We start from the raw sequence: 14,622 nt of genomic DNA, 5'->3' as shown, positions 1-14,622 counted from the left end.
AATGATTTTTTGATAAAATTGTGCAATAATATTATAAAAATGTGTTATATTTAATTTTATTTTTTATATAGCATATTAATCCTGATAATAGTATTGCATGGATCAATATTTTGTCAAATATCAATATTAGAAACTTTTAGCGCATTATTTTCAATAAATAAACGTCTAGGTTCTACCGAATCACCCATTAAAGTACTAAACAATTTATCAGCAGTTATAGCATCTGTTACTGTTACACGTAACATACGACGAGTATCGGGATTCATAGTTGTTTTCCATAATTGATCTGGGTTCATTTCCCCTAAACCTTTGTAACGTTGAATTGACATATTATTGTTAGATTCTTTGATTAACCAATCAATAGCTTGTCCAAAATCATCTACTAATTTATGACGTTCTCCTCTTTTTACATATAATTGTTCTTTTAATAAATTACGAAAAATAGAATTTAAATCGTAAATTTTTTTATATTCTATATTATGAAATATTTCTTCACTTATAACATATTCTGTATTAACACCGTAAATACAAATATTAAAAATTAAGTTAAAACAAGATTTTTCTACATTTTTATGTAATTTTAAATCGTATTTACTATAATTATTTTCGAATTTATTTAAATATTTTATTATATTATTTAGCCATGTGTACACTTCTGATTCATTATTGAAATCAGTTATATTATCGTTATTAATAAAAGCGTTAAACAATTTAATAGGTACAACATGTGACATATTGCTTATTTTTTGTTTAATTTTATTAAATTTATTAATTAATTTTGCTAAATCTTTTCCTTTTATAGAGGATAATTCAGGTTTAGTATACAGTAAAGCTCCATTTAGTGCATTCTTAATTTGATATTCATACATTTCAGCTTCGTCTTTAATATAATATTCTTTTTTCCCTTTTTGTACTTTATAAAGAGGAGGTTGAGCTATATATATATAACCTCTTTGTATAATTTCTGGCATTTGACGATAAAAAAAGGTTAACAGTAAAGTACGAATATGAGAACCATCAACATCAGCATCTGTCATAATAATTACTCTGTGATATCGAATTTTATCTGGATTATATTCTTCTCTCCCAATACCACATCCTAAAGCAGTTATCAATGTAATTACTTCTTCTGAATTAAGCATTTTGTCAAAATTGGCTTTTTCAACATTAAGAATTTTTCCTTTTAAAGGTAAAATTGCTTGATATTTACGATTTCTTCCTTGTTTTGCTGAACCACCAGCAGAATCACCTTCTACTAAATAAATTTCCGATAATACAGGATCATGTTCTTGACAATTGGCTAATTTTCCCGGTAAACCTATTAGTTCTAATACTCCTTTACGTCTAGTCATTTCTCTTACACGACGTGCAGCTTCTCTAGTACGAGCTGCATCAATGATTTTATTTATGATTTTTTTTGCATCACTAGGATGTTCTAATAAATACTCTAATAGTTGTTCATTTATACTTTGTTCAACTGCGGATTTTACTTCAGATGAAACTAGTTTTTCTTTAGTCTGAGATGAGAATTTTGGATCTATCATTTTTACTGAAACGATTGCAATCAAACCTTCGCGAGCATCATCACCAGTAGTATTAACTTTAGATTTTTTATGGTAACCTTCTTTATCCATATAAGAGTTTAATGTACGTGTTAGAGCTGTACGAAAACCAGCAAGATGCGTTCCCCCATCCTGTTGTGGTATATTGTTAGTAAAACAATAAATATTTTCTTGAAAACCATCATTCCACTGCATTGCTACTTCTATACTAATATTATCTTTCTCATTAGTGATATGACAAACAGTTGGATGTATTGGATTTTTGTTTTGATTTAAATATTCAATAAAAGCTCTAATACCTCCACTATAATGGAAGTAATCACGTTTATCTTTTCTTTGATCTCTAAAGCAAATAGATATTTTAGAATTTAAAAAAGATAATTCACGCAGACGTTTAGCTAAAGTGTTATAATCAAATTTAGTTATATTAGTAAATATATTTTTGCTTGGCCAAAAACGTATACTAGTTCCATTGTCTTGAGTATTACCAATAATATGTAATGAAGATTCTGGTACTCCATAGTGATAAATTTGTTGATATATCTTATTATCTCTATATATGTTTAATTCTAATTTTTCAGATAGAGCATTAACTACAGAAACTCCTACTCCGTGAAGACCACCTGATACTTTATAAGAACAATTATCGAACTTACCACCAGAATGTAACACTGTCATTATTACTTCAGCTGCAGAAATGCCTTCTTCTTTGTGAATATCAGTTGGTATCCCACGTCCATTATCTTTAACGGAAATAGAATCATCACTATGTATAGTTATATTAATTAAATTACAGTAGCCAGCTAGAGATTCATCAATTGCATTATCAATAATTTCAAATACCATATGGTGTAAACCGGTACCATCATCTGTATTACCAATATACATACCTGGACGTTTACGCACAGCATCAAGACCTCGAAGAACTTTAATACTAGAAGAATCATAGGAATTTAACATAGATATTTCTCATTTTAACTATAATTTACATTTTAAGATTATTTTTTAATATTTCAAATTACTATAAATTGACAGATATACTTAATTTCAGTTAAAAATAGTATTTTTTCATTTTTACAAAAATTAAACAATATAACATTATATTCGCATTGGCATTACCACATAATGGACATAAGGATTGGTAGTATCTTTAATATGTACGCTAGATATAGAATCTGTAAATAATAAACGTATTGTTCCGCACTTTAACGTATTCAATATATCTAAAATATATATAACATTAAAACAAATTTCTAATTTGTTCCCATTATAACTAACTGCTAATTTTTCTTTTGATTCTTCGTTATTAGAATTGCTTGCAGTTATGGTCAATTGATTATGACTTAATTGTAGACGAATACTTCGAAATTTTTCATTAGATAGTATAGATGCTCGGGATAATGCTTGTTTTAGTAACAAGCAATCTACCTCTAATACTTGGAATATTTTATTAGAATTTTTTTTCAGTACTTGACGGTAATCAGGAAACATACCATCAATTAATCTAGAAGTAAAAATAATTTCTTTAGTATAAATTCTAATATTATTAGAACCAATATGTATTTTTAAATATATGTTTTCTCCGTTTAATAAACGCGTTAATTCAATTATACCCTTACGTGGCATGATTATTGAATATTTAGGTAATGCTTTATTAACTTTTACGAAACAAGTTGCTAGGCGATGACCATCTGTTGCTACTGCACGAACCTCTTGATTTTCTATTTCCAACATAATTCCATTTAAATAATGGCGTACATCTTGATAACCCATTGAAAATTGAGTTAATTCTATTAATTTCTTTAGATTTTCTTGCAATAAATCAAATTCAATTTCAACATTCCAATCATCAATGTTAGGAAAATTCATGGGTGGTAATGTTGATAAAGAAAAACTACTAGAATTAGCAGTTATTAACATCATGTTATTCTCAACATGAATATTGATAATTGATCCAGATATAATACTCCGACAAATATTTAAAAATTTTCTTGCTGGTACTGTAATAGATCCAGATTGATCTAATTTTAATAACTCTACTCGTGTTATCATTTCTATTTCTAGATCAGTTCCAATTATAGTAAGAAACTGACCATCTGTTTCCATTAATATATTTCCAAGAATTTGTTGTATAGGTCTACTATTTAGTGAAAGACTAATTTGTTGTAATGGTTTAATTAATTTTTCTCTTTCAATAAGTAATTTCATAATAATTGATATTTTTAAGAAGATAATAATCTAATAAGATTATAAAAATCTTTTTCGATATTATAATTGTTTTTACATAATATTTTAATTTTACGACATGCGTGAAGCACAGTAGTATGATCGCGTCCACCAAAAGCTTTACCTATCTCCGATAAGCTATGATTAGTTAATTCCTTAGATATAGTCATAGCAATTTGACGTGGATGTGTAAATGAACGTGATCTATTCTTAGAAATAATGTCTAAAATTGTTATTTTATAATATTCAGCTACTTTTTTTTGAATATTAGGAATTGTTACTACATTTCTATGTAAAGCTAGTAGATCTTGTAATACCTTGTTCACAAATTCAATATTAATTATACATCCTATAAAATTAGCATTAGCAATTATTCTATTCAAAGCGCCTTCAAGTTCACGTATATTAGAATTTAAATGCTTAGCAATAAAGTATGCTACATCATGAGATAAAATAACACTATTTTCATTAGCTTTTTTCATTAATATTTCTATACGAGTTTCTAGTTCAGGCGGTTTAACTGCTATAGTTAATCCACATCCAAAACGTGATTTTAGTCTATCCTCAATACCAAGCAGATCTTTTGGATAACGATCTGAAGTAATAATTATTTGTTTATTATTTTCTATTAATATATTGAAAGTATGAAAAAATTCTTCTTGAGATCTTTCTTTATTGGCAAGAAATTGTATATCATCAATAAGTAAAGTATCAGCTGAACGATAGTAACATTTAAAATCTTCTATTGCATTATTTTTTAATGCTTTCACCATATTTTGAACAAAAAGTTCCGAATGTATGTAAACTAATTTTACATTAGATAATCTATCAACAATTTTATTACCTACTGCATGAAGCAAATGAGTTTTTCCTAATCCAGTACTACCATAAATAAATAATGGATTGTATTTAATATCTTTACTATTACTAGTTATTTGATATGCTACTGTACGTGCTAATTTATTGCACTTACCTTCTACAAAACAATCAAAAGTATATTTTTTATTTAAGTTTGAATTGTAAAAAATATTGGATTTTATTAAAAAATTATTCCAGGATGCAACTTCAATCTGCTTATTTATAAAATTTTTTTTTATTGATGTAATAGGTATCCCAATTTTCACTGTAGTATTTTTTTCTAAATTACAAATTCCTACTTTAAAATTTAATAGCGGTGCATCAATACCGCAAAGTTCTTTCATTAGTTCATTTATGTTTTTATAGTATTTATATTTTACCCAGTCAAGTATAAACCTGTTTGGAGCATATAAAGCAAGAATATTTTTGCTCATTTTAGCATGTAATGGGCGAATCCACATACTAAATTCAGTAGCAGTTAGTTGATTTTGTAATCTGGTAAGGCATTGTTGCCAAAGCGTAATTGACACTTTACACTCCAATCTTATAATTGTATATAAAATTTAAGCTAACATTAAAAATTAAAAAATTATTTGTTAACATAAATAAAAAATACTATATTTAGTAATAAATTTTTCACACAATAATTTAGCTAGAATAATTAAAATTCAGCTAAACTTCTATAAGAATTGAATTAAAACATAACAATATTAAAATCTCGCTTACTAACAAGTTAATTACGCATTTAAAATGAAATTAAAGTTCTTAAAAATATTTACGGTATGATCAATTATTTATTTTATAAATTTATTTCTCTAGTATATAATTTTCTTGATAATTATTCTAAAGTAGTATTTTATATAGTAATATTTAGTTTTTAATTTTTAATCAAATAAAAAATCTAATTAAATACATTATAATTGCATATTGTAAAATAAAGATATTTAAATTGTAGAGTGAAATTTTTGTTTTTAGGTTAATTTTTACTAAAAATAATCATTAATTTAAGTCACAATAATTAATACTATTGATATTAATTAATTTTTAAGGAAATATGATGTTATGAAAAGAACTTATCAACCTTCCGTAATAAAACGAAATAGATCTCATGGATTTAGAGCTCGCATGTCTACTAAAAATGGTCGTAAAATCTTAGCTTATAGGAGAGCTAAAGGAAGAACTTGTTTAACTATTTCTAAACATTTTTGATGTTATTTAATTTATTATGCATAAATTTTATTTTCCCAAAACATTACGTTTATTAAATTCTAAAGAATTTTCTTTTGTGTTTCAAAAACCTCAACGTGCTTACTCTTCGCAAATTAATATATTTGGTCGTGCTAATAAACTTAAATATCCACGTATTGGGCTTACTATTGCTAAAAAATATGTTAAACTCGCTCATGAACGTAATAGAGTTAAGAGACTCATTAGGGAATATTTTCGGTTAAATCAACATAAATTACCATCAATGGATTTTATTGTTATTGCTAAAAAAGAAATTGTTTATTTAGATAATTTTACGATCTTGAAAAAACTGGAGAAATTATGGCAGCGTCATTTTCAATCGTTTTAAGAATCTTGATTGCATTGGTACGTATATATCAAGTTTTTATAAGTTCATTGTTAAATCCACATTGCAGATTTTATCCGAGCTGTTCTCAATATGCTATCAAAGCTCTGCAAAGATTTGGAGTAATATCAGGAAGTGTTTTGATTTTAAAACGTATACTAAGATGTCATCCTTTACAAAAAGGCGGACACGATCCTGTACCAACAAAAATTTTTCATAGAAGAGAATATTAAAGATGGATTCACAACGCAATCTTTTTTTGATTGTTTTCTTATTATTGTTCATTATTTTTTGGCAAAATTGGCAAATGGATCATAGTGTTGAATTAGCTAATAATCCAGAAATAAAAAATAGTAGTAATAACGAAAGTAATATCTCTGGAAATACTAACAAAAATATTTCAATCAAAGACAAAGATCAGAATATTTTGGTAAAAACTGATGTGTTTTCATTAAATATTAGTAATTATGGTGGAGATATACATCAAGTTGAACTGCTAAATTTTGCAGAAGGACTTGGATCTAATAAACCATTAAAATTACTTGAAACAAATCCTTTATTTTTATATCAAGCGCAAACTGGTATAAATGGTGTTGATGGTCCAGATAATATAGAAAAAAATATACGTCCAAAATTTATTGCAAAAAAAAATTATTTTGAAATGAGAAAAGGACAAAATGAATTAAAAGTACCAATTGAATATACAAGTAAAAACGGAATTAAATATACAAAAATTTTTATTTTTAAAAAAGGAAATTATTCAGTAAATATACTTTATAACATTAATAATATTAGTAAAAAACCAATAAAAATATCAACATTTGGTCAATTGAAACAAACGGTTGAATTGCCAAAATCTCGTACTGTTAATAATAATTTTACTTTACATAATTTTCGTGGTGCAGCTTATTCTACAGATAAAATAAGATATAAAAAATATAAATTTGAAAACATAATAGAAAATGAAAACTTGAATATCAAAACCAAAAGTGGCTGGGTGGCTATGCTCCAACAGTATTTTGCATCAGCTTTAATATTTAATAATGAAGGTATTAATACTATTTATACAAACAATATTAATAACCACGAAGTTACCATAGGTTATCAATCTTCTACCATAATTATTCCACCTCATACTCAAAAAAATATTTCTAATACTATTTGGCTTGGACCAGAACTACAAGATCAAATGGGCCTTTTAGCTCCTAATCTAGATTTAACTGTAGACTACGGTTGGTTATGGTTTCTTTCAAAACCACTTTTTAAATTATTAAAATTCATATATAGTTTTGTAAATAATTGGGGTTTTTCTATAATAATTATTACTTTTATTGTACGTGGCATTATGTATCCTTTAACTAAAGCTCAATACCTATCCATGGCAAAAATGCGTATGTTACAACCGAAGATTCAAAATATACGTGATCGTTTTAAACATGATAATCAAAAAATGGGGCAAGAAATTATGGGATTATATAGAGAAGAAAAAGTAAATCCTTTTGGTGGATGTTTGCCTCTGATTATCCAAATGCCTATTTTTTTAGCTCTTTACTATATGCTTTCAAGTTGTGTAGAATTAAGACATGCTCCATTTATTTTTTGGATTCACGATTTGTCAGCGCAAGATCCATACTATATACTGCCAATAATTATGGGTGTTACTATGTTTATCATACAAAAAATGTCACCGGCAAATATTACAGATCCAATGCAACAAAAATTTATGAATTTTATGCCAATTGTATTTAGTATTTTCTTTTTATGGTTCCCATCTGGTTTAGTTATATATTATATTGTTAGTAATTTAGTAACAATTATACAACAACAAATAATCTATCGGAGCTTAAAAGAATATGGTTATTAATAATTACTTACAATACAATTAAACAAAAATTTTATTATTTAAAATAACTATTAGATATGAATCAAAATGATACGATTGTTGCACAGGCAACACCTATTGGATACGGTAGTATAGGGGTTTTACGTGTTTCTGGAATTAAAGCTGCAGAAATTGCTAAAAAAATATTATATAAAATTCCCAGACCTCGTTACGCTGATTATCTCCCTTTTAATGATTTTAATGGCATAATGTTAGATAAAGGAATTGCTTTATGGTTTCCTAATCCACATTCTTTCACTGGCGAAGATGTTTTAGAACTTCATTGTCATGGAGGTCCGATAATTTTAGATTTATTATTAAAATCTATAATAAGTTTACCTAAGGTACGTATTGCAAATCCAGGTGAGTTTTCTCAAAGAGCATTTATAAATGGAAAAATTGATTTAACACAAGCGGAAGCAATTGCAGATTTAATTAATGCCAGTTCGGTACGAGCAGCTATGTCAGCAGTTAATTCATTGCAAGGTGTATTTTCATCTCACGTAAATAAAATAACAGAAAAAATTATTAATCTGAGAATTTCTATAGAGACATCTATTGATTTTTCTACCGAAGACATTAAAAGTATTTCTAAAAAAGAAATTTATAGTAATATAAAAAATATCATTAATAATTTAAAACAATTAATTTCAGATTCAAATCAGGGTTGTTTATTAAATGAAGGTATGACAATAGTCATTGCTGGAAATCCTAATGTTGGTAAATCTAGTTTATTTAATTCGTTAATAAAAAAAGAAATGGCTATTGTCACAAATATAATTGGCACAACTCGTGATATATTACATGATTATGTAAATCTTGATGGGATACCTCTGCGTATATTAGATACAGCAGGGTTACGTAACTCTCTAGACGAAATTGAAAGTATTGGTATAAAAAAAGCTTTCAATGAGATTAAAAAAGCAGATCATGTTTTATTTGTAGTTGATGGAATAAAGGTAACAACAGAAAAATCTGTAGAAATGTTATTAAATTTTTTATATGATTTATCTATTCAAGTGCCTATCACAATAATTAGGAATAAAGCAGATATTACTAGAGAACCTGTGGGTATTACTAAAATTAATGGATTTACAATAATTCATTTATCTGCATTAACAAATGCTGGAATGGAATATTTATTTCAATATCTAAAGAAAATTATGGGTTTAAAAAACACAGTAGAAGGTAATTTTATTGCTAGACGAAGACATATTCATGCTTTAGAAGTAGCATATAAGCATTTAATAAAAATTAATAATAAATTGTTGATGAATTACTACACAGAAGAACTTATAGCTGAAGATCTGAGATTTGTACAACGAGAATTAAATAAAATTACTGGATCTTTTACTTCTGAAGATTTATTGAACAAAATTTTTTCTAGTTTTTGTATAGGAAAATAATATTATCTTTTATCAAAAATTAACCTACTGAGTGTAATAATAAAAAATTCTTTGGTTATTTATTATAAATCAAATAAATTTAACTAAAAATTACCTATTTCAGTATATAAATAATTTTATCTCTATAAAAGAATATTTTATGATTGTTTTTTAATATTTAATAAATTTTAAATGTATAATGAAAAAATTTGATATAAAAACATTCCAAGGATTAATTTTAACCTTACAAGAATATTGGTTACGGCAAGGATGTATAATTATACAACCTTTAGACATAGAAGTAGGAGCAGGAACTTCTCATCCAATAACTTGTTTAAATGCATTGGGACCTGAACCAATTGCAGCAGCATATGTTCAACCTGCGCGTCGACCTAATGATGGTCGTTATGGTAAAAATCCAAACCGTTTACAATACTATTTTCAATTTCAAGTTATCATAAAACCTGCACCTAAAAATATTCAAGAACTATATTTAAATTCACTAAAAAAACTGAATATAAATCCTGCAGTACAAGATGTACGTTTTGTAGAAGATGATTGGGAAAATCCAACTTTAGGAGCTTGGGGGCTGGGTTGGGAAGTGTTACTTAACGGTATGGAAATTACTCAATTTACTTATTTTCAACAAATTGGTTGTATTGATTGCAGACCTGTTACTGGAGAAATTACTTATGGTTTGGAAAGAATTGCAATGTTTATACAACGTGTTGATAACGTATATGATTTAGTATGGAATAACGGTTTATATGGTATAACTACTTATAGAGATATATTTTATAAAAATGAATTAGAACAATCAGCGTATAACTTTGAATATGCTAATACTGATTTTTTATTCATTCGCTTTGAGCAATATGAAAAAGAAATTTTATATTTATTAAGTTTACAAACCCCTTTACCAATACCAGCTTATGAGTGTGTTTTGAAAGCAATTCATAGTTTTAATATTTTAGATTCTCGTAAAGCTATTTCAGTAACTGAACGTCAATGCTATATTTTACGTATTCGTAACCTAACTAAATCTATTGCAGAAGCGTATTATATTTCCCGTAAAGCATTAGGTTTTCCAATGTGTAATTTAAAAAAATGAAGAGGTTGTAAATGAGTGGAAAAACTTTAATAGTGGAGATAGGTACAGAGGAACTTCCACCAAAGATGCTTTATGGTTTAGCACAATTATTTTATGAAAATATTATCGCAGAACTTAAAGTTTTTCAATTAGTTTATAAAAAAGTAATTTGGTTTGCTTCTCCCAGACGTTTAGCTTTAAAAGTAATGCATTTAAATACCTATCAAGTTGATAGAGTAATTGAAAAAAGGGGACCTAAATTAACAGAAGCATTTGATATTAAGGGAAATATCACAGAAAAAGCCAATACATGGATACATTTTAACAAAGTACCTATTTCTGAATTAGAAACCCTGTATACTACTAAAGGTGAATGGTTGATTTGTCGTAAAATAATTAAAGGTAAAAAAACAAATTTATTATTGCCAGAAATTATTGAAAAAGCAATAAAAAAAATATCTATACCCAAATTAATGAGATGGGGTGAAAATAATATAAAATTTATTCGTCCAGTTCATACAATTACAATATTATTTGGAGATAAGTTAATTCCCAGTATTTTATTCGGAGTTAAATCTAAACGGATAATTTACGGTCATCGTTTTATGGGACATAGTAAAATTAAGTTGATTAATGCAGATGAATATCCTCAAGTTCTTTTAGAAAAAGGTAAGGTAATTGCAGATTATAAAAAACGCAAAGAAATAATAAAAAATGGTATAGAATTAACTTCATGTAAATTAGGTGGTAAAATATACCTGAATGATGAATTATTACAAGAGGTAACATCTTTAGTTGAATGGCCAATTATTTTACATGCTAGCTTTAAAGAAGAATTTCTAAATATTCCAAATGAACTACTGATTCATATAATGGAAAACGTACAAAAATATTTTCCAATATATGGTATTAAGGGTAATTTATTGTCTAATTTTATTTTTATTACTAATATAGAATCTAATGACAATAACGATATAATTATTGGGAATGAAAAAGTATTAAATGCTCGCTTAGAAGATGCTAAATTCTTTTTCGATCATGATAAAAAAAGAGTTTTATTAGATAATTTACAGTTATTAGAAAAAGTAATATTTCATAAAAAATTAGGTTCATTACGAGATAAAACTAAAAGAATACAGCACTTATCTAAGTGGATTGCTCAAAAAATAGGTGCTAACGTAGAATATTCTATACGAGCTAGTTTATTATCAAAATGTGATTTAATTACTAGAGTAGTATGTGAATTTCCTGATATGCAAGGTATCATGGGCATGTATTATGCAATATATAATGGGGAAAATAGAGATATTGCATTTGCACTAAGTGAACAGTATAAACCATCTTTTTCTAAAGACACAATACCTTCTAGTTTGATAGGATGTACGCTATCTATTGCTGATAAAATAGATACTTTAGTAGGAATGTTCGGTATAAATGAAATCCCTAAAGGTAGTAGAGACCCCCTAGCTCTTCGTCGTGCTGCATCTGGAATACTAAGAATTATTATTGAGAAAAAATTACCTTTAAGTTTAGAAGATCTAGTACAGGAAGCAGTTAGTATATATAAAGATAAATTAATTATTAAAGATATTATTAATAATATCTTAAACTTTATGTTTAAGCGTCTTGAAAAATTTTATATTGATTTTGATATCAATATTTTTAAAGCAGTGTTATCAGTTCGTCCATTATATCCAGCAGATTTTGACCTACGCATGCAAGCTTTATCCTATTTTTTATCTCTTAAAGAATCTAATAAACTAATAGTTATCAATAAAAGAGTTTCTAATTTTTTAATAAAGTCCAATCATACCGTATGTCATGTCATAAATATATCTTTATTAAAACAAAAAGAAGAAATAGAGTTATTAAATAATATATCAAATTTAACAATTAAATTACAACCATATTTTTCCAAAGGATTATATACAGAAGCATTAATTGAATTAACTACATTAAGTTCAATAATAGACAAATTTTTTGATAAAGTACAAATTAATACTTTTGATGAAAATATACATATCAATCGTTTGACATTATTGTCAAAAATAAGATCTCTGTTTTTACAAATTGCAGATATATCTTTATTAAAATAATAAAATATGATTATAAATAATTTTTCTCATTTTATTATACAATTATTTTACTGGAATTTTAATATGAAAGAAAATATAAGAAAAAATACAATACAATCAATTAATATTAAAACTATAGTAAAAAAAAAATTTGGAAAAATAATGATTATTTCTCTAGTATAAAAAACGATTTTTTAGCAGAAGAATATCCTGCTGCTTTGATATATAATGGTATATCTTATGTAGTTATGATGGTTACTCCGCAAAATTTAGATCTATTTGGAATTGGATTTTCTCTTTCAGAAGGTATCATTAATTCCTATAATGATATATTGGGTATAGATATTATATTTAATATATGTGGCATCGAAATTCAAATGGATATTTCTTCTCGTTGTTTCGAAGCTTTTAAAATAAAGAAAAGAGCAATGTTAGGGAGAACTGGATGTGGTATATGTGGTATTGAACAATTAAATCAAGCTATTAATTATAATATTAAACCATTGCCATTTAGTCAAAAAATCAATCTTAAACATATTGATATTGCAATCAAAAAGCTCAAAGAATATCAACCTATTGGAATAAAAACTAACTGTACTCATGCTGCATTATGGATAAAAAATACAGGTCAGTTAATATGTGGATATGAAGATGTAGGTCGTCATGTAGCTTTAGATAAACTATTAGGATATATAGGAAAAATAAAAGATAAAAAAGGTGCAATTTTGATATCTAGTAGAGCTAGTTATGAAATAATTCAAAAATCTGCAATTTGTTGTATTGAAATAATATTTGCTTTATCTGCAGCTACTGCATTAGCAGTTGAAATGGCAGAGAAATATAATATAACTCTTGTAGGTTTTTCAAAACCTGGATGTTATACTATATATTCTAATCCTCAAAGATTAATATAAAAGATAATTAATATTATAAAATGTCAATATGAAATTGGAATATATTGTAACTATTTATAATTAGTACTAAAATAGATCAATTTTTTATTTTTCATGTTAATTATCAATTCTTAAAAAAATTTAATAAATATTAAATAATATATTACTTAATAATAAAATATGTTTAATAATTATTTATTTGTTGGAGAGTTAATAATATGAGTTATTCACTGCCGCAGTTACAATATTCATACGATGCTTTAGAACCATATTTTGATGAAAAAACAATGGAAATTCATCATACCAAGCATCACCAAACTTATATAAATAATGCTAATATCTTACTAAAAGATACAAAATTAGCTGAACTACCAGTTGAAGATTTAATTACAAAATTAAACGAATTACCTATTAATATCCGCGATGCATTAAGAAATAATGCTGGCGGTCATGCTAATCATTCTTTTTTTTGGCAAAGTTTAAAATTAAATAGTGTTTTACAAGGAAGTTTAAAATATGCTATTGAAAATACATTTGATGGTTTTTTTAAATTTCAAGAAGAATTTGAAAAAATTGCTTTATCGCGTTTTGGATCAGGTTGGGTATGGCTAATAAAAAATAATAATAATTTGTCTATTGTTTCAACTGCAAATCAAGATAATCCTTTAATGGGTAAATTAATTGCTGGTGTTTCTGGTTATCCAATAATAGGTTTAGATCTATGGGAACATGCTTATTATCTTAAATATCAAAATAGAAGAATTGATTATATAAAAGCGTTCTGGAATGTGATTAACTGGAAAAAAGCAGAAGATCGTTTTGACTTACAAATTTAGCAAGATAATATTATATTAATAAACTATCTTAAATGTGAGAATAAAAACAAAAAAATATAAAAAATATTTAATTAATAGTAAATTTTAAATATATTTTTTGACAAATATAAGTTCATTATCTTTAATTTCATTATAATTTGTTTAAATCTTGAATCTTAGTAGCTACGGTTGTATTTAAGCTTAATTTTTATTATATAATCGTTATATTACTTAAAAAACATATTATATTTAGTTATTGATAA

The 14,622-nt window shown here is 26.0% G+C and carries 12 protein-coding genes; 9 read left to right on the top strand and 3 right to left on the bottom strand.

Annotated elements, in window-relative coordinates:
- Positions 1-113: 113 nt before the first annotated feature.
- From gyrB to dnaA, 3 genes are all read right to left on the bottom strand, one after another.
- Complete coding sequence (gene gyrB, locus FD726_RS03390) at positions 114-2,522, bottom strand: DNA topoisomerase (ATP-hydrolyzing) subunit B (RefSeq protein WP_159990188.1); 2,409 nt, start codon at positions 2,520-2,522, stop codon at positions 114-116.
- Between the two features lie 138 nt (positions 2,523-2,660).
- Complete coding sequence (dnaN, locus tag FD726_RS03385) at positions 2,661-3,770, bottom strand: DNA polymerase III subunit beta (protein ID WP_159990187.1); 1,110 nt, start codon at positions 3,768-3,770, stop codon at positions 2,661-2,663.
- A gap of 14 nt (positions 3,771-3,784) precedes the next feature.
- Positions 3,785-5,176, bottom strand: coding sequence for a chromosomal replication initiator protein DnaA (dnaA, locus tag FD726_RS03380; RefSeq protein ID WP_159990186.1), 1,392 nt, complete (start codon positions 5,174-5,176; stop codon positions 3,785-3,787).
- Between the two features lie 532 nt (positions 5,177-5,708).
- On the opposite strand from dnaA, the gene rpmH reads away from it, so the two are divergent.
- The 9 genes from rpmH to FD726_RS03335 all read left to right on the top strand — a co-directional run bounded on the left by rpmH (position 5,709) and on the right by FD726_RS03335 (position 14,380).
- On the top strand, positions 5,709-5,855 hold the full coding sequence (gene rpmH, locus FD726_RS03375) for a 50S ribosomal protein L34 (protein ID WP_159990185.1): 147 nt from the start codon (positions 5,709-5,711) through the stop codon (positions 5,853-5,855).
- A gap of 16 nt (positions 5,856-5,871) precedes the next feature.
- Positions 5,872-6,222 (top strand): ribonuclease P protein component, encoded by a 351-nt coding sequence (gene rnpA / locus FD726_RS03370; RefSeq protein ID WP_159990184.1) that lies wholly within the window; start codon positions 5,872-5,874, stop codon positions 6,220-6,222.
- Positions 6,195-6,452 (top strand): membrane protein insertion efficiency factor YidD, encoded by a 258-nt coding sequence (gene yidD / locus FD726_RS03365; RefSeq protein ID WP_159990183.1) that lies wholly within the window; start codon positions 6,195-6,197, stop codon positions 6,450-6,452. Before rnpA ends, yidD begins: the two co-directional genes overlap by 28 nt.
- Before the next feature lie 2 nt (positions 6,453-6,454).
- Positions 6,455-8,083, top strand: coding sequence for a membrane protein insertase YidC (gene yidC / locus FD726_RS03360; protein WP_159990182.1), 1,629 nt, complete (start codon positions 6,455-6,457; stop codon positions 8,081-8,083).
- Between the two features lie 56 nt (positions 8,084-8,139).
- Positions 8,140-9,507 (top strand): tRNA uridine-5-carboxymethylaminomethyl(34) synthesis GTPase MnmE, encoded by a 1,368-nt coding sequence (gene mnmE / locus FD726_RS03355; protein WP_159990181.1) that lies wholly within the window; start codon positions 8,140-8,142, stop codon positions 9,505-9,507.
- Positions 9,508-9,685: 178 nt separating this feature from the next.
- Positions 9,686-10,597, top strand: coding sequence for a glycine--tRNA ligase subunit alpha (gene glyQ, locus FD726_RS03350; protein WP_159990180.1), 912 nt, complete (start codon positions 9,686-9,688; stop codon positions 10,595-10,597).
- 11 nt (positions 10,598-10,608) lie between these two features.
- A complete protein-coding gene (gene glyS / locus FD726_RS03345; protein ID WP_159990179.1) occupies positions 10,609-12,672 on the top strand; it encodes a glycine--tRNA ligase subunit beta in 2,064 nt (687 codons plus the stop codon).
- A gap of 128 nt (positions 12,673-12,800) precedes the next feature.
- On the top strand, positions 12,801-13,565 hold the full coding sequence (gene fdhD / locus FD726_RS03340; protein WP_159990202.1) for a formate dehydrogenase accessory sulfurtransferase FdhD: 765 nt from the start codon (positions 12,801-12,803) through the stop codon (positions 13,563-13,565).
- A 197-nt stretch (positions 13,566-13,762) separates the two neighbouring features.
- The gene (locus FD726_RS03335; protein WP_159990178.1) at positions 13,763-14,380 is read left to right on the top strand and encodes a Fe-Mn family superoxide dismutase; all 618 of its coding nucleotides are present in this window, start codon (positions 13,763-13,765) and stop codon (positions 14,378-14,380) included.
- The last annotated feature ends 242 nt before the right edge of the window (positions 14,381-14,622 follow it).

The organism is Pantoea sp. SoEX (genome assembly GCF_009829945.1).
Classification (GTDB): domain Bacteria; phylum Pseudomonadota; class Gammaproteobacteria; order Enterobacterales; family Enterobacteriaceae; genus Pantoea_C.
Note: the sequence above shows the minus strand (reverse complement) of the source record. Positions and strands in the feature narration are given on the sequence as shown.